Raw genomic sequence first — 16,809 nt, 5'->3', positions numbered from 1 at the left:
ACCTCCTGTGACTAGCGCGTTTCGACATGGACGTTCGTTCTCCCCGGTCTTGTCAGGTTCCGGCCGGATGGAGAACGACTTTTGTCCAGCCGTTTTCACGGTTGTCGAAGTTCTTGTAGGCCTCGGGCGCCTGATCCAGCGTCAGCTCGTGACTTACGATGAAGGAGGGGCTGGCCTTTCCGCCGGCGATGAGGTCGCGCAAGGCCCTGTTGTACTTCTTGACCGGGCACTGGCCTGAGCCCATCGTTTGACCTTTGAACCAGAAGTTTCCGTAATCGAAGGCCACCTGCCCGTGCTGCTCCAGTTTGTCGGGGCCTCCCGGGTCCTGGGGCAGGAAGACCCCAACCACACCGAGGCCTCCGACGAATCGCACGGAGTCCACGAGCCGGTTCAGGGTCATGTTGGGATGTTCATTTCCTTCCGGATCGTGCGCCTGATAGCCGACGCATTCGCAACCGCGGTCTGCCCCGAACCCCATGGTCTGGTCCTTTACGAATTCGACGGGGTCCACTTGCGAATCATCCACAGGGATGGCGCCGATTTGTTCCGCCAGCTTAAGGCGGTCGCTGTGGCGGTCCACCACCATGACTTTGCCGGCTCCTTTGATAATGGCTGAGTAGGCGGCCATCAGCCCAACCGGACCAGCACCGTAGATGACAACGGAGTCTCCGGGGTAGACCCCGGCCATTTCCGTGGCATGCCAGCCGGTGGGGAAAATGTCCGCGACCATGACGTAGTCAAGTTCCTTCTCCACCGCATCCTCGCCCAGGCGGAGGCAGTTGAAGTCCCCGTATGGAACGCGCAGGTATTCGGCCTGTCCGCCTTGGTACGGGCCCATGTCCGCGAACCCGTAAGCCGCGCCGGCGAGCTTAGGCTCGGGCTGCATGGTCAGGCAGTAGTTGGTAAAGCCCCGTTCGCAGTTTTTACAGAATCCGCAGGCGATGTTGAACGGCAGCACCACCCGCTCGCCGACTTTTACTTTGCTCACGGCAGGGCCGATTTCCACCACCTCACCGAGGTTTTCATGCCCGAAGGAGCGTCCAGTTTCGAAGCTGGTGCGCCCTTCGTACATGTGCAGGTCCGATCCGCAAATGTTCGCGGAGGTGATGCGCACCAGCACGTCGGCGGGGTGCTCAATTTTGGCGTCGGGGATCTCCTCGACGCTGACGTCGTTCGGTCCTTTGTAAATTACTGCCTTCATTGTTCGCTCTTTTCTCTATCCCATGCCCATTGGGCCAAGCAGGAGCAACGATTGAGGCATCTCAAAACGTTGAGAGGGGACGCCGGCAGGCGGCACTGAGCCACCGAAACGCCTGGCGTGGCCGGTCGGGCAAACGGGGAACAAGGGTTCTGTGAGGCCCGCCTAAAAGTGCTGGGAGGGCGAAGAATTTCAGACGGAGGGGCTGCGTTGGAACTGCACCCTGTCGGTCTGTGCGCGAGAGTGAAACTCGTTGAAGCCCAAAGCTAAGCATGCTTCGCAGTGGATGTCGAGGCCCTCCCGAAAGTATCCGAAACGGCCCCCGGGTATGCCGCCCGGGGCTCCGCAACCTACTAGGGCGCCGTGGAGCGCTGGGTCCCTAACGTTGAACGGCGCGGGCGCGCGACCATCTTCGAAGTGAGGGCCCCTCGCGTTGTCCGGATGTAGCGGCTTTTGCGGAGGGATGTTGTTACCGGGGGGCGTTTGTGGATCGATAGCTACGTAGGAGGCGGAAGGTTTCCGCAAAGGAGCATCCTGACGTGAAACCTTTCGGCTACGGACATTCTGCCACCCGGAAATACGTGAGATGTGCCCTAATCGGTCTCGTCTGCGTGCTTGGAGGGCTCCATCAGGCTGTGTCCGGGTAGCTGGCCAAGATGTAGTTGCCGGCTGCTGGACCGGTCATTCGGCGGCGGCTGCTACTGGGATCTACCCCGTGGCGCCGGATGGCGGAACGGAACTCGGAGTCGTCCAGTGGCTTGATGTGGTGCAGTATGCACCAGCTTGTGTATAGGCCGTAGAGGCAGTCCGGCCCCAACGGGTCCTGCGTCTCGTCCGGGACTGTGGCGTCCAGGAGGAATCGTGTGATGTGCGAGGTGGCCATTTCCGGCTCCGTTCCGCGGGTGCATTCGTGTGCCGCCGTGCTGCTTCAGCGGCTCTCTTCGCGACCGTGCACCCGGGCGCGAAGGTCCAAATCCGCGAGAGTTCTTTGGACTCTCCGAATTTACGTCGCCTTGGTCAGTGTGTCCAGAGCAGGCATCTCGCGGGAAGGGCCCGGGTTTCTGCCTAGGGACGGTGGTGATGGCTGGTGAGCAAGTAGTGAGCGGGCGTGAACCCATCGACCACGTGGGATGACCTGCACGATGGGTTCTTGCGGGAGAGGCGGCTCACTCGCAGTATGACGTCGTCGCAGTGTCATTTCTTCGTGTTTTAGGTTGCGTGGTCCGGCGACGTCGGGCCCACTCACTGGGCGTGACCTTGGCGACCAGCGGCGAAGCGAGGGCATGGGATGAAGAGCGCACTCTGATGGAGGACCGATTCGGGCATTGACAACATCTTCTCCGCCCTGGCAGCAGCTTCCGACCGAGCGGTCGATGTCGTCGTCCCTGACACCTCCACCCGGTGCCTGTTCCGCCCGGACCGCGCCAGCCTCTCTTTGGGATGAGGCGTCCTCGTGCCCCGGGCAGGGTCAGCCAATGCAGGGCCTCCGTAGGGTTCGTGCGTCCGCTGATCGGCCCGGCACAGGCCCATCCAGCGACGGATGCGTCAGCGTCCTGATTCAGGCCCATCCGCGGACCGGGCGGACTCGAGGAGGTTCTGGTCGGGATCGATGCTACGCGTCAGGTCGCCTGCGAGTGAATCCCTTGCAGCCTCGCGCGCCGGGCGGTAGGGCGCGGCGTCGTCCCCAGCTTTCCCCGGTGTTGGAACCTTCGCTGATCGAAGAGTGGACTCGAACGTTGTCGGCCTGGCCGGCTAGCTTGTCCTGCTGTTCGGCTATTCGTAGGGTTAGTTCCATAGATGCAGAGCAGTCAACGTCTGCGCGCCCGAGCCGGCGGAGGGAAAATGGAGAACCAACCTGGGATTGATTTCGGCGGACGGTGGCATTGGATTCCCGATACGTCCGTACCTCGAGTGGCGGTCGACGGAGCCTCCCCGATCGAGGTGGACACGGAACCCGCCCTGCACCCGCCGGCTTGCGTCCTGAGCGGCTGCGCGGGTGAGACACGAGGGCGACTCCTCGGTCTGCGCTTGTGCGAGTTCTCCGACGGGACCTTGGACCCCGCATCCGCGGTGCGGGATCTGGCGGATGAGGACTTGGCGGATCTGGCGGACGCTCTGTTTGTTCACCTGGATTCGGCGACGCCCGCATTCGGTGCGCTGAGCTGGTTCGAGTTCGCCACCGAGGAACTTCGAAGGCGCAGAGACACCGACGTGGAGTCGCAATGACTGCGAAGCTTGACCTACTGCGCTGGTGGTACCCCGACGATGAGAGAACCGTTCCCCGCGAGTATCCGGATTTTCCTAGGCAGTCATCGACCGTTAGCTTATGAATTCTCCCCTTGGTCGGACGTTGGCGGTTGCGATTCCGCTACCAAGGACCCGCCGTCAGCGGCAAGGGAAGGGTCGGCCCCGGAAGAGTCGGCGCCCTCAGCCGGGTCTTCAGCGTGTCGCCGTTCACTCAGGACCTCGGCCGGGCCACCTGTGCCTCCTTCGGCCGGTTCCTCGGCGTGGCGCCGCTCGGTGTTCTTTGGGGATTCGCTCACGGTAAGCCCTCTCTTTTGTGCGGCTGGAAGACTTCCCGGAAACGATCCCTGGGCAGGCCACCGTGCCTCGATTATCAGCCGACGGGTTGCCTGCCATTCCGGAGTCATGCCCTGCAGCCAACCGAACCTGATTCCATCCTGTTCCGCGGGCAGACTACCGTCAAGACGTGATTGCCCACACGTGCGTGCAGCTTCCCGGGGTCGCGCGGTCGTTTAGGTTGTCAGTAGCGGATGAGGTCCAGCAGGGTGTTAAATGATGGCAGATTCGCGGTCACCAACTAGCAGTATGTAGGTATGATCTTGAAGTTCTGGAGAGCTGGAGCTCCGGGTGAGACGGGGTCGGTGGCGTCCGAGAGCCCTCCTGAGACCGGGGCGTCTCGTCCCAGTTGCCATCGGCCCCTCCATTTAGAGCGAGGGTTCAGTGAGGCCGGGACACGACTTAGCGGCAATGCCCCTTTCTCAATCCGCATAGGCCCATCAGCCGGACCCGATCAGTCTTGGTTAGCAATGCCCCGCCGCTGGGGTCAAGACGCTCTTCGGCGAGATCAGCGAACGCCTGCGCTTGGGCGTGGAAATAGCGGTTCCAAGCCGGATGTTTGCGCGTGTCGAATCGGGGAAGGAGAGGGTGTGCAAATAGTGCAAACCCTAGGCTTCGGATTGGCCGGACTGGGCCGGATTGCTGAGGTAGCCGGGGGAGTGGCGGATTATCAAGGACCGGAACCCGGTTCAAGTCCCACCTCGCGCGCAGTGTTACCTCGGTTCAGGGGGTTGTAGGCCTCTGCGCCGACGGTAAGGCCACGGACAGGTTTAGCGGGTGATGAACCAAGAACGCGCCTCAAGAAGGAAACCCACGGCGTTTATCGATGTCCTCCGATTGACCAAGCCTTCCTTTCGACCGGGATGGACGGGATGAGGCCTTCGTCAGCGGTGCGTCCGCCGGCTCCGCCTTAATGGACAACTCGGCAGCAGCGGGCCCCGGGCCTGACGGCGTTAACGGTGATCCACTCGCTGCAACGTTCCAGTGCCCTGGCGAGGGTCAACTGATGAGGCCCGCCTTCGAGGCAGCCTCCGCGGGGCGCAGTTCCTTGCCGAGTGCGGCAGGGATGACATATCCACAATTGGACCGACCCCGGCCCCCAACCATGGTGTTATGGACACCCTGCGTCCGCTGCACTGCACTGCGACGCACTGGACGGCGCATCGGATGCGGGACTGTTTTCCCGGACTGAAGCAGGAAGCCTCCGGCCGAGTCCAGGAACTCGGCCGGAGGCTTCCTGCCGGTCACCAACGCCGGTCTCACCCGGGCTTAGTGTTGGCCCAGGCTTCCTCCGGTGGGGGGAACCGGGCCCGAGCTGCGTTCGATTTCGGCGTCGCGTTCGGCCGCGCTACGGGTGTCACTCACGGCTGTCCCGTCGGAATCGCCCTCGGTATCCACGAGGCCGTTGGTCTGGTCAAAGGGCTTGGAGTCGGACCGTCCGCCGACGTCGCTCGCCGCGGGGTCCGTGTCGTGGCCCAAGCCACCGCCCGGCCGGAGGCCCTCACCGGGGAACACGCTTCCCGAGGTGCCTGTGGGCGGCACGGAAGCGGGCGGTGTGTGTACGGTGGCCGCGGTTTCGCCGCCGGCAATGCCGTCGTCGGTATCCTTGCGCCCGGTGGCTGCGGCAACGCCTGCGGCGGCCGCTGCAGCTAGCCCGACTCCGGCGATCACCTTGCCGGAGACGCCGGCTTTGCCGCTGTCGCCGCGCGACCCGGCTGCCGCGTCAACACCCGGCGTTCCCGCTGCAGCGCCGGCGCCGACGGTCCCGCGCCATGCCCCCGTCGCGTAGCCTTCGTCTTCGATGAAAGCCTTGAAACGGTTGAGGTCGTTCTCAGCTTGCTTCTCCACTACGTTGAGCTTGTCGCCCACCTTTTCAACGACGCCTTCGGGCTCATATTCGAGGGACAACTGAACCGAGGTCTGGCCGCCGCCAAGGTCTTCGAACGTAACCGACCCTGCGTTGGTGGCGCCGTCGGTTGCGGCCCACGCCACCTTCCGGTCCGGAACCTGCTCGAGAATCTTGGCCTCCCATTGCCTGCGGACCCCGGCGATCTCTGCGGTCCACTCAAGCCGGTCGTCGCTGAGCTGTTTGACGGTCTTCACCCCGCTCATGAAGTGGGGGAATTCCTCGAACTGGGTCCACTGGTTGTAGGCCACGCTGACGGGCACATTGACCATGATTCGCTTTTCAACTTTGGTGCTCACGGTGTCTCCTTCGACTGGATCGGGATCGACAGTGATGAACTAGTCATCAGTAGGCTTACTATATCCGCGGGTTGGCGAACCGGCCAGAAGTTTTTCCGCCGCCGGGAAGGACGTGGCGTCCGCGTGGCTTCCCGGAGCCGTGGACATGCCGCGTGACGACAGGGGCTGGACTATCGGGTTGACAGTGCGAATAAGGGCTCCTAGCTTCTTACTGTCCGAGGGACATGTCCGGGCTGGTCCTTCACCACACTCACTGTTGATGCCGTTTCAGTCGGCGGTCACCGCCGGGATGCAGGAGGCCATGATGGCGAAGACATCACTGAAAGATTTTCTCGCCGAGTGCGTTGCCCGGGATTCCGGTGGAAACGGTCTCAGCCTGGACGAACTGTATGGCTTGTACCTGAGCTGGTGCGGGCTGGCGGGCTCGAATCCGGCCCGGTACAGGTCTTTCAGAGCCGGTCTGCGCGCAGCCGGGATCCGCCCCATCCACCGGGACGGGCGGTGCCCGGGACTGATGAAGGCCGGTCCGGCAGCGTGCGATTACCTGGTCCACCGTGAATTCCCGCTCGCCGTGCTGGACGTCCCGGACAGGACGACCCCAGTGCCGTCCGCCCCGGCGGCCATCCGGCGCCGCTCGCCCCGGATGGCCGACCGGCGGCGCCCGCGGCTCCGTCCCTGCCGCCTAACGCACTTGCCGCAATGAGACCGGGGGTGTCGGGCGCGAACGCCGTCGATCAGCCTTTCCGGCCCTCGGTTGCCACGCCCTCAATAAAGTGCCGCTGCCCGAAGGCGAACAGGATCAACATGGGCAGGGTGATCAGGAGGGTGGCGACCATGACGTACTGGTAGTCTCCCTGTCCCCCGTTGGTAGGGCTGTATTTCGTCATGGCGTAAGCGATCCCCAAGGGCGCGGTGAAGCCCTCCACCGATCCGGCGTTCAGGTAGATCAGCGCGGACTGCAGGTTGTTCCAACTGGCTTGGAACTCGAAGATGAAGATCACCACGAGCGACGGGATGGACAGCGGCAGGGCAATCCGCCGGAAGAGTCCGAAGTAGCTGGCTCCGTCGATCCGCGCGGCCTCGAAAAGCTCACGGGGGAGTCCAAGGAAGAACTGCCGTTGCAGGAAGATGTAGAACGCCGAGCCGAAGAGGTTCATCCCGAATAGCGGGATCCAGGTGCCGAGGACCCCGAGGTTTTTCCAGATCAAATACTGCGGGACCATAGTGACGGCGCCCGGGAGCATCATGGTGGCAAGAACAAGGCCGAAGAGGAAGTTGCGGGCCGGGAAGCGGAAGTATGCGAAACCGAAGGCGACCATGGCGCTGGAAACGGTGACCAGAGTGGCGGCCAGGACAGCGATCAGGAAACTGTTGACCACCCAGTGCACCAACGGTAGTTGGTCCCACACCTGAACGTAGTTCTGCGGCGAAAAGCTGCGGGGGACAAGGGCGTTGTCAAACACCTCGGCACGGGGTTTCAGGCTCGCGGCGATGAGCCATACGAGCGGGTAAAGGAAAGCTCCGCTGATAAGGATCAACACCGTCCAGAGCAGCAAGCGGGCACCTGTGGTTCGCGGGCTGCGTGTCTTTTTGCGCGTCCGCCGTCCGCTACCTTGCTCCTCTCCATCCTGCGGAGGGGCGAGGCCCGGTGACTTTGACGCCGGCTGAATCCGTGTTGTTGCCATCAGCGCTTCTCCCCTTCGTAGTAGACAAACCTGTTCCCGATCCTCACTTGGACGAGGCTGATCAGCAGGATCAAAACGAACAGCACCCACGCCATGGCTGCAGCGAACCCGAAGTTGAATTCCCGGAAGGCCTGCTGGAAAAGATAGATCCCGTAAAACAGCGACGCCTCCGGGGATGAACTGGTCTGGTCCCTCCAGAAAAGGAGGTATGCCTGATCGAAAACCTGCAGCGCGGCGATCGTCAGGACAATCACGTTGAAGAAGATCGCTCCCGAAATCATTGGCACCGTGATGTAGCAGAACTTCCGGACCGGGCCGGCGCCGTCCAAGGCCGCCACCTCGTAAAGCTCCTTCGGGACACTCTTGAGCGCCGCCAGGAAGATGACCATGGTGCCGCTGACCCCCCACAACGTCATCAGCACGATCGACGGCTTCACCCAGGCCGGATCGATCAGCCACTGCGGGCCGGTTATTCCGAAAAATCCGAGGGCTTGGTTGATAGCTCCCGTGTTTCCGTTCAGCAGGAGCAAGAACACGGCCGCGGTGGCCACAGAGGGCGTCATCTTCGGGAGGTAGTAAACGGTGCGGAAGAACCCGGCGCCTCGCCCCACCCGGTTCAGCAAAAGCGCGAGCCCAAGAGCGACGCAAATTTCCAACGGCACCGCCAGGACGGCGTAAAACAGGGTATTGGCCAGCGAGAGGGCCACCTTCGGATCCTCAAAGAGGAGGGCATAGTTGGTGACACCGGCTGGCCGGGCCACGTTGGTGGCGAGGTTGTAGCGGCTGAAAGAGATCACCAGGCTGTAGACCATAGCGCCGAGCATGAAAACAACAAAACCGATGATCCACGGCGAAATAAACAAGTAACCGGCGATCGCTTCACGACGGTTGTACTTTCTTCGTTCCGGACGCCCGGCGCGCGTGGCTTTGCGCGACGCGGCTTCCACCGATGCCTTAGCTCCCACCTATGACCCCCGTTCTCCCAGCGCGAGGCCGGACTGATTCGACCTGGCGGTGCCGGCGGCGGGCCCCTTGCGTGACCCCGCGGCTTCGGCTAGCTTTCGATTTAGCAAGCTTACTTACAGTGTGGCAGTTAAAAGGGCGTTTGGCCGAAAGTTTTCCGGTGACGAAGTGATGCCGCGAAGACCTTGAACTTGACACGGGGAGGATTCAGATGAGGGTTCGGGAAAAGAGCGTGGCGGTGCTGGCTCTGGCAGTCTTGGGGCTGACTGCCTGCGGCGGGAGCGGTGCGTCACCTGCGGAGACGGCTGATTTCAAGAAGGAAGCGTCAGGGGCGCTGACTGCTTGGGCCTTCGACAATGCTGACGACGTCGGCAAGGCGCGGATGAAGTACGCAGGAGAGCAGCTTCCCGACGTCAAGATCACCATGGATCAGACACCCTTCGACGCGCAGAAGTTCACCACCCGGGCCGCCAGCGGCACCGTTCCGGACGTGGTCCAAATGGACAGGGCCTTTGTCGCCACCTATGCAGCCCAAGGTCTCATTAAGCCGCTGGACGGGTGCTTCAAGGCGCACGGTATGGACCCGGCCAAGCAGTTCTATCCAGCGGTCACGCAGCAGGTCACGTACCAGGACAAGGTGTGGGCGGTTCCGCAGTTCTACCAGCCGGCTGCCATCATCCTTAATCAGGACGTCCTGCAAGCCGCCGGCGTTGCCCCGGACGCCATCGACACCTCGGACAAGGCGAAACTCCTCGGTGCTGTTTCCAAGGCCTATAAGTCCAACGGAAGTATTCCGGTAACGCTGGGTTTCGATCCGGTGGCCGCCGGCCAGGCCGAGCTCTGGATCCTGGGCCAAGGGGGAAAGCTGGTGGACGACAAAGGAGCCCCTGCCCTGGACGACCCGGCAAATGTTCAGGCGTTGACGTTCCTCAAGGAGATTTACGACGCGCAGGGCGGCTACGCGAAGGCCAAGAGCTTCAGTGACTCGTTCGACACCTTCGGCAAGGACAACCAGTTCGTCAAAAACCAGGTCGGCGCGCAGGTCGACGCCCAGTGGTATGTCAACGTCCTGGCGCCGTACTCGAAGTCACTCAACATTTCCGCCGTGCCCTTCAAGGGCAAGGACGGAAAACCCTTCACGGTGGCGGGTGGAACATCGTTCGTCATCCCTGCCGGTGCCAAGAACGCCGATGCCGCGTGCGCCTGGATGACCTCGTTGGTCACGGATGACGCCTGGTCCGCGGCCGGCGCTGCCAGGGCGGAGAAGATCTCGTCAACGCCCGGAGGCATGAATACGGGACTGTTCACCGGCTCGCCGTCCGCGGACAAGCTGATCCGGGACAAGTTCGTCAAGGCCAGCGGCAACGCAGGTTTCGATAAGACGATCGCGACCTACTACGAGGTCCTGCCGGCCGGAAAGTCGCTCGGAGCTTCGCCGGCTGGTCAAACCATCAAGACGGAAGTCAACAACGCCATCGCCTCCGCCCTGCTCGGTACAAAGGCCCCCGAGAAGGCCCTCGCGGACGCACAGGCGGCCGCGAAACGGGCATTCGACCAGACCGGCTCCTGAAGTCCGGGACGGCGAGGCCTTGGAGCGAGCCGGCCCCGGGTAGCACCGGGGACCTGGCGGTCGGAAAGGCGGGACATGGGGCATATGGTGCTGCTGCGTTCCTTGAGAAGTGAGGCGGGCAGGTTATGGCGAAAGTGACGGGCAGAGCGGGCAAGGACCGTCCCGACGTCTTTACGCGGTTCACCACCCGGACGGCCAGGATCCTGGGCCACGCCTGGGTATTTGTGGCCGCCGTAGCCGTGCTGATCATCTGGGCATTCACGGGCCCACTACTCGGCTTTTCGGATACCTGGCAACTGGTAATTAACACCAGTACCACGATCGTCACTTTCCTGATGGTTTTTATTATTCAAAACACCCAGAACCGGGACACTGCCGCCCTGCACCTAAAACTGGATGCGCTGATGTTGGAGCTCAAGGTCAGCAACGCCAAGCTTTACGACGCGGAGAATGAAGGAGAGGGGGAAATAGAACGGCAGCGTCAACGCATCGAGCATGCTGCCGCCGACGGGGAGCAGCGGGCACCTTAGTGGGCCGCTACTCCTAGTGGGTGCCCGCCGGCTTGGTCCCCAGGAGCAAGTTCAACCCCCAGCCCGCGGCGGTGATCAGCAGGATGGCTCCGGCCATCGAGAGGAGCTGCGCCGGCGAGCTGAGAATGCCGAGGCTGACGATCAGCGTGGTTGCCCCGGCCGGTGGGTGCGGCTTCCTAAGCAAGGTCAGCACGAGCGTCGTGAGCGCGACGGACAGTGCCGCTGCGGCCACATAAGGGATAGTAAGGCCGCCGACTGGGGCGGGCAGGCTGCCTTGGAGTCCGGCGCCGTAGAGGCAAGCTGCGCCCATAAGCAGGCCCGTCAAGTGCCCGACCAGGGTGTTGTCGGGCCGGGCCGCGGGCCGCCCGGGTGATTCGAAGAACAGCATTACCCTCGGTCCGAGGCCGGGAAACAGCCAAGGAAGGTGAAGACCTGCTCCGACTGCTCCGGTCAAAGCCAGAACGATGAGAGAAAATACCGCGGCGTCGATGGCCGTCCCCATGTGCTCCGGCGGGATGCAAGCAGCTTCAGCAGTGGCGGTCTCATGGGTTCCATTTCACCTTTCGCTCGCTTCGGAACGACTAGCGCGCCACCACCAGGGCCTGCGGTGCCGCTTGTTTCATGCGGGTCTGCAGCCAGCGCAGCTGCACGGAGGTCTCGCTGTCGCACCGGGCAACGACGTCGAGGAGCTCGCGGTCGCGGAGGGCGGAGCCAGCTTGTTTCACCATGGTCCAGGTGACATCGACGAGGCTGGCCAGCAGGTAAAGGTCCTGAAGGTCGCGGAGCAGGCCCACCGGTCCCTTGCGTGTTGTGGAAAGCCCCTCGGCATGGAGGCGCTCCGGTTCGTCCTCGTGTAGGACCTCGCCGTACCGCTGCACCGCGGGGAGCAGCAGGCGGCTGTGCTCCTCGCACTGCTGGGCCAAGGTATGGCAGAGGAAATGGACGTCCGGTTCCGCACCGTGGCCCGCCGCCACCTGGCGGAAGGATTCGGCCAGCGTAGCTTCGGCCTGGCGAAGCAGGCCCAGGTAGATGTTCAGGTTCATGGTTGTTCGTCCTTCCCGCTGCGGACGCCAGCGCCCGGGTTGATCGCCTCCGGGAAACTTGGCGGTGTCGCGGCGCCGAGCAGCTCCGTGGCTTCGGCGTCCGTGCCGCCGGCCGTGGGCCGGGGCGCCCGCTGTCCCGACGCCGAGGCGGGACGGGACGCCGTCGTGGTCGGCGCCGGTGCTGGGCCGGTACCGTCACCGATCTTTTCCACCTTCACGGCTGCGTTCTTGAAGACCGGCTGCTTCGAGACCGGATCCCACTCGGTGAGGGTGAGTTCGTTTGCGGCTGTGGGGTGTTCCCCGGGGGAGCCGTCCCCGTCCCAGTATCCGTAGTGGAACGGTGCGAAGACGGTGCCTCGTCGGATGTCGCTGACCCGGGCCGGGACTTCGATCCGGCCACGCCGCGACGTCACCCGGACGAGATCGCCTTCCCGGATCCCCAGCCGCTCGGCGTCGTCCGGGCCCAGTTCCACCCAGGCGCTGGGGGCGGCTTGGGTAAGCGGACGGGACCGTCCGGTCTTGGTCCGGGTGTGGAAGTGGTAGGCGGTGCGGCCCGTGGTGTAGCGCAGCGGGTACTGCCCGTCCGGTTCCTCGTGCGGAGGGGAGTAGTCGGCGGTTTTCAGGATGGCCCGGCCGCGCGGGACGCTGGCGCGGAACGACTCGGCGCCCACGGTGGCGCCGGTCAAGAGGTCATGCCCGTAGCTTTCGCAGTAGTCCGGGTCCGTGGGGAAGACGCCGTCCGCGTAGAGCCGCTCCCGGCCGTCCGGGTTCTCGTCATTGCACGGCCAAGGGATGCCGCTGCCGCCGCGAAGCCGGTCGTAGCTGATGCCGGTGTAGTCGCAGGGCCGGCCACGGGAGCATTCCTTCCACGCCTCGAAGCCGTCCTCCGGGCCGGCCCACGGAAGCAGCGGTTCGCGCTGCAGGGTGGTGAACCCCATCCGGCGGGAGTAGTCCAGGAAGATGTCCAGGTCGCTGCGCGCTTCACCGGGCGGTTCGACGGCCTTGTCCGAGAGGTGGACGATGCGGTTGACGTTCGTGAAGGTCCCCGTCTTTTCGCCCCAAGCCGCGGCGGGCAGGACGACGTCGGCGGCCTGCGCCGTTTCGGTCAGGTACAGGTCCTGCACCACCACGAACAGCTCGGGTTTGGCCAGGATGCCGCGGATCCGGGGCAGGTCGGGCATGGAGACCGCCGGGTTGGTTGCCGAAATCCAGAGGAACTCGATTGAGCCCTGCTCGGCGTAGCGGAAGATCTGCATCGCATGCGTCGGTGGTGCCCAGTGCGGGATGACCAAGGGGTCCACGTCCCAGAGCTCGGCCAGTTCCCGGATGTGCTCGGGGTTTTCCCAGTTCCGGAAGCCGGGGAGGTCCCCGTCGGCGCCGCACTCGCGGTTGTTCTGCGCGGTGGGCTGGCCGTTCATCTGCAGGATCCCGCAGCCGGGCCGCCCCAGCAGCCCGCGGAGCAGGTGGAGGTTGTTGACCTGGCAGGAGGCGGCGGTGGCTTGCGCGGACTGGTAGAAGCCCTGCAGGACGGTGGAAAGCACGCGGGCCGAGGTGCCAAAGATGCGGGCGGCCTCCCTGATGTCCGCGGCGCTCACGTCACATACGGCTGCCGCCGCTTCTGCCGTCCAAGGTTCGACGGTGGCCTTCAGTTCCTCCAGCCCGACTGTGTGCTCGTTTACGAACCACTTATCGAGCCAGCCGTGCGCAAGGATCTCGTGGACAAGGGCGTTCATGAGGGCGAGGTTGGTGCCGGGCCGGACGGCGAGGTGGACGTCCGCGTGGCGGGCGACCTCCGTTTCGCGCGGATCAACGCAGACGACCTTGGGCCGGTCCGGTCCGGCGATGCGGTCCAGCACGCGTGACCACAGGACGGTCTGCGTCTCGGCCATGTTGTGTCCGTAAAGGAAGATCGCGTCGCAGCTGTCGATGTCGGTGTAGGTCCCGGGCTGTCCGTCGGCTCCGAAGGACTCCTTCAAGGCCGCCGCCGCGGTCGCGGTGCACAGCCGGGTGTTGCCGTCCATATGCGGGGTTCCGATACCGGCCTTCCCGATCATGGCCAGGGCGTAATACTCCTCAAGGAACAGCTGGCCACTGGTATAGAAACCGTGGCTGAGCGGTCCGCGTTCCTGCAGCAGCTGCTGGCTCCGCTCGGTGATGCGGTTCATCGCCGTGTCCCAATCGCATTCGACCAGCCGGCCGTTTTCGCGGATCAAGGGTCTCTTTAGGCGGTCGCGGTGGGAGACGCCCTGCCAGCTGGCGAACAAGCCCTTCGGCCCCAGCCGGCCGTGGTTGACCAGGTCTCCAGCGCGGCCGCGGATACCGACCATGGCACCGTCCTTCACGGCGATGTCGCACGCGCAGCCGTTGCTGCAGAGCACGCAGGCGGACTGGACCCAGCGGTCGACGTCGTCCTCGGTGACACCCTCGCCCAGCGCCTGGTCCACCCTGACAGGCCAGAGCCCGTCCCTGGGGTAGGGCGTCCTCGCGCCCCAAATTTCGGCAATCCGGTCAACCATTGTGGTCCTCCTGAACGTTCGGGCCGCCAGAAAGTGCTGGCCGCGATAGAGCCAGGCCAATCCTCGCCTGGCTCCCGATTGATGATGGATTGTCCCTCCCGGCATTGCAGTCATGCCGGGAATGAGAGAGACCGCTCAAACGCAAGGGGACTTCCAGCAGCAATCATCAGATTTAGCACCAAGGCCGACTCCCGTCCATAGGTGCGCTCTCTAGCAGCAGATCCCAAGCAGCAAGGGTGCGGCACCGGGCGCGCGAACCTGCGCAGAACAGATGTATCAACTTCGACTGGTTTTGAACGTAGACGAAAATCTGCCCGAAATACAGACCAGCAGGCGGAATCAAATTCGGCGATGACATCAGATTTCGCCCTAGGGAATAGCGTTGAAGTCATGCAATTCCCCCCGGCTATTCAGCCCGCGCGGCTGGGCGAGTACCGGTAAACGTGTTAAAGAGTTCGACCCTGCGTGGTATTCCTGCGGCCCTCTTCAGCCTTGGAGGATTGTCCGAAGACGGGCGGCTGCGTTCGTTCAGCCAGAGTTGGGCGTTAGCTTCGCTTCGGGCAGATTATGCGGCTGACGCCAATATCCGGAATAAGCTGTTCTTGAGGTCTGAACCTTTACGCAAGCCGGCGCGTGGGATTCAGCGCTGGCGACGTTGACAGTCCATGCCTTCGTTGCGCTAGCCTCACGGTCCCTGCGGCTTGCCCTGGTCGTGGGGCAACTGCGGGAGTCCAAAGAGGACCTCACAGCCGCGATGCGTTCAAGGACAACGATCGACATCCATCGGCACGATCATGGCGCAAAACCGCCGCACGAAGGCAGGGGCTTTCAAAATCTTGGTCCGGGCCTCGAATTCGCGCAATATCAAGCTCAAGGACTTGGCGGCACAGGTCATCGACTCTATTTCGGGCGAACAGCGAGTCACTACCCACTTCGACGATTAGAGGGGTCGGGTTTCAATACCCGAGCAGAAGCCCGACCCAGGGGCTTCCCAAATCATCTGATATATGGTTAATCTGGACATGGTCAGGCAGAGGCCGTAAGGAATCGTTCAAGGACTAGGCCTTTGCCCCGAAACCACTTCTTCCTTTCTAGTGCGAGCTCTGCTATAACGGGCAACCTATTTCGATGCGCGAAACCGAGCGTTTGCATCGTGACGCAGTCGCCATGGTGAACTCTGCGGCCAGTACGGGACCGGAGTTGCGGCCTTCGACAAGGCGGGCGCGGTAGCTATGACTTAGCCCCAAGAACTCCGAACGGGCCTCGCCTAGCAGTATCCGGCCTGCAGCGATAGCGCGCATTGGGGGCGGGCCGGCTGAGACTCGCCAGGGCGCGGCCCGTTCGGTCCTTTGTCACGGTTTAGCGAAAAGGCGTCTACGAGCCTGCGCCGGTAAGCCTGCGCATGGGTCAGGACACAAGAGCGCCCCGATGATATTGGGGGATTCATCGGGGCGCTCCACAACAGGCTATTTAGCGGACTACGGCATGTCAATAACCCGCCGCGTTGGTCCCTTGGTGCCCTTCGGATCGCAGTGCGGTCTACTGCCTACCTCGCGGGGGTTGCTCTCTAGACCTTGGCGGGGCATGTTCTTCGCTGGCCGGGCCCGGTTTCGTTGGAGTCTGCGGCCTACCAGGTCGAGCAGTTCTGCCCTGCCGACGAGTCGGCCAGGTGCACACATGCGGTAAGCGACGCCTGGAGCTTGCGGAGATCCGTTGAAGGAATGAGCGGCCAACGGCGACTCATGCTGAAGATTCGAGGGAAATCGGCCGAGTCCGGTCCGGGTCGACTACATGTCGTCACCGCTCAGTCCGTCCCGCTGAGGCTTGTCACCTCGACGGCGCAAGCCGTTTGCGTCACCGCTTGTTCTACCACCGGCAATAGTGCGCACCCGCCGGCCGCGGTACTATCTCATGAGGTCATGAGGGCTGCTTGCACTGCAGTACGGGGGTCTGATGGTGGAAGATTTGGGGCCAGCGTATGCCAGCGTCCCGGGGCCGGCAACTATCCTGGCCGGGACGTTTGTCCTGGACGGGCCGACCGGGAACATGACGTGGTCGGACGAGATGTACACCATCCACGGCTACCGCCGCGGGGAAGTGGCACCGACGCTTGCCTTGACCTTGGCTCACAAACACCCGGACGATCTGCCTCGGATCCAGGCGGTGAACGCCAAACTCTTCGCCCACGGCGGGCACGTGGCCATCTACCACCGAGTTATCGACGCTCGCTTACGCGAACACCGTGTGCTTACTGCGGGGGAAGCCCGACTTGACGACGCAGGGAAGCTCGCGTCCGTATCGGGAGTAATGCTGGATCTCACCTCGACCATACAAGCCGAGACGGCGCTAGCCGCCCGTGAAGCTGTCCAATGGCTGTGACAGGTTTATATGGCCCCGGCAGGACGGTTATTTCCGGCCCCACTTCATGACTCGCCGGGCACCTGTGGCGGTTATTTGTGGCCCCACCTTCAACGTTGGATTCATCACTGGATGGATGCGGCGGAAGGCTGGTCTGGATG

Annotated in this window: 11 protein-coding genes; 4 read left to right on the top strand and 7 right to left on the bottom strand. The window is 63.3% G+C overall.

Going from position 1 to position 16,809, the window contains the following annotated elements:
- Positions 1-52: 52 nt before the first annotated feature.
- From AB4Y91_RS12345 to AB4Y91_RS12330, 4 genes are all read right to left on the bottom strand, one after another.
- Positions 53-1,201, bottom strand: a complete 1,149-nt coding sequence (locus AB4Y91_RS12345) for a glutathione-independent formaldehyde dehydrogenase (protein ID WP_441418767.1) — start codon at positions 1,199-1,201, stop codon at positions 53-55.
- A 3,846-nt stretch (positions 1,202-5,047) separates the two neighbouring features.
- Entirely contained in the window at positions 5,048-5,983 is a 936-nt protein-coding gene (locus tag AB4Y91_RS12340) for an SRPBCC family protein (RefSeq protein ID WP_441418766.1), read from the bottom strand.
- 734 nt (positions 5,984-6,717) lie between these two features.
- On the bottom strand, positions 6,718-7,668 hold the full coding sequence (locus AB4Y91_RS12335) for a carbohydrate ABC transporter permease (protein ID WP_441418765.1): 951 nt from the start codon (positions 7,666-7,668) through the stop codon (positions 6,718-6,720).
- A complete protein-coding gene (locus AB4Y91_RS12330) occupies positions 7,668-8,615 on the bottom strand; it encodes a carbohydrate ABC transporter permease (RefSeq protein ID WP_441418764.1) in 948 nt (315 codons plus the stop codon). Before AB4Y91_RS12330 ends, AB4Y91_RS12335 begins: the two co-directional genes overlap by 1 nt.
- A gap of 227 nt (positions 8,616-8,842) precedes the next feature.
- On the opposite strand from AB4Y91_RS12330, the gene AB4Y91_RS12325 reads away from it, so the two are divergent.
- Positions 8,843-10,201 carry an ABC transporter substrate-binding protein gene (locus AB4Y91_RS12325; protein WP_441418763.1) on the top strand — a complete coding sequence of 453 codons (1,359 nt, stop codon included), beginning with the start codon at positions 8,843-8,845 and terminating at the stop codon, positions 10,199-10,201.
- Between the two features lie 125 nt (positions 10,202-10,326).
- Positions 10,327-10,731 carry a low affinity iron permease family protein gene (locus AB4Y91_RS12320; protein ID WP_441418762.1) on the top strand — a complete coding sequence of 135 codons (405 nt, stop codon included), beginning with the start codon at positions 10,327-10,329 and terminating at the stop codon, positions 10,729-10,731.
- A 13-nt stretch (positions 10,732-10,744) separates the two neighbouring features.
- Here AB4Y91_RS12320 and AB4Y91_RS12315 read toward each other — a convergent pair whose 3' ends face one another.
- The 3 genes from AB4Y91_RS12315 to AB4Y91_RS12305 form a co-directional block, all read right to left on the bottom strand.
- Positions 10,745-11,233: an HPP family protein gene (locus AB4Y91_RS12315; protein WP_441418761.1), complete on the bottom strand. Its 489-nt coding sequence runs from the start codon at positions 11,231-11,233 to the stop codon at positions 10,745-10,747.
- A gap of 79 nt (positions 11,234-11,312) precedes the next feature.
- Positions 11,313-11,774 carry a hypothetical protein gene (locus AB4Y91_RS12310; RefSeq protein WP_441418760.1) on the bottom strand — a complete coding sequence of 154 codons (462 nt, stop codon included), beginning with the start codon at positions 11,772-11,774 and terminating at the stop codon, positions 11,313-11,315.
- Positions 11,771-14,290 (bottom strand): molybdopterin oxidoreductase family protein, encoded by a 2,520-nt coding sequence (locus tag AB4Y91_RS12305; RefSeq protein ID WP_441418759.1) that lies wholly within the window; start codon positions 14,288-14,290, stop codon positions 11,771-11,773. The genes AB4Y91_RS12310 and AB4Y91_RS12305 overlap by 4 nt, the downstream gene beginning before the upstream one ends.
- Positions 14,291-15,084: 794 nt before the next feature.
- Between AB4Y91_RS12305 and AB4Y91_RS12300 the strand changes: the two genes are divergently transcribed.
- Positions 15,085-15,234, top strand: coding sequence for an ANTAR domain-containing protein (locus tag AB4Y91_RS12300; protein WP_441418758.1), 150 nt, complete (start codon positions 15,085-15,087; stop codon positions 15,232-15,234).
- Positions 15,235-16,255: 1,021 nt separating this feature from the next.
- Positions 16,256-16,669 carry a PAS domain-containing protein gene (locus AB4Y91_RS12295; RefSeq protein ID WP_441418757.1) on the top strand — a complete coding sequence of 138 codons (414 nt, stop codon included), beginning with the start codon at positions 16,256-16,258 and terminating at the stop codon, positions 16,667-16,669.
- Positions 16,670-16,809: the final 140 nt, after the last annotated feature.

The sequence above is a fragment of the Arthrobacter sp. YAF16 genome (assembly GCF_052113385.1).
Lineage (GTDB): Bacteria > Actinomycetota > Actinomycetes > Actinomycetales > Micrococcaceae > Arthrobacter.
This window is presented reverse-complemented; position numbering and strand designations above follow the sequence as displayed.

Bases quoted from the DNA above. Each gene is read 5' to 3' on its own strand.
- AB4Y91_RS12345 (WP_441418767.1), bottom strand. From the start codon at position 1,201: ATGAAGGCAGTAATTTACAAAGGACCGAACGACGTCAGCGTCGAGGAG.
- AB4Y91_RS12335 (WP_441418765.1), bottom strand. From the start codon at position 7,668: ATGGCAACAACACGGATTCAGCCGGCGTCAAAGTCACCGGGCCTCGCC.
- AB4Y91_RS12325 (WP_441418763.1), top strand. From the start codon at position 8,843: ATGAGGGTTCGGGAAAAGAGCGTGGCGGTGCTGGCTCTGGCAGTCTTG.
- AB4Y91_RS12320 (WP_441418762.1), top strand. From the start codon at position 10,327: ATGGCGAAAGTGACGGGCAGAGCGGGCAAGGACCGTCCCGACGTCTTT.
- AB4Y91_RS12315 (WP_441418761.1), bottom strand. From the start codon at position 11,233: ATGGGGACGGCCATCGACGCCGCGGTATTTTCTCTCATCGTTCTGGCT.
- AB4Y91_RS12310 (WP_441418760.1), bottom strand. From the start codon at position 11,774: ATGAACCTGAACATCTACCTGGGCCTGCTTCGCCAGGCCGAAGCTACG.
- AB4Y91_RS12305 (WP_441418759.1), bottom strand. From the start codon at position 14,290: ATGGTTGACCGGATTGCCGAAATTTGGGGCGCGAGGACGCCCTACCCC.
- AB4Y91_RS12300 (WP_441418758.1), top strand. From the start codon at position 15,085: ATGGCGCAAAACCGCCGCACGAAGGCAGGGGCTTTCAAAATCTTGGTC.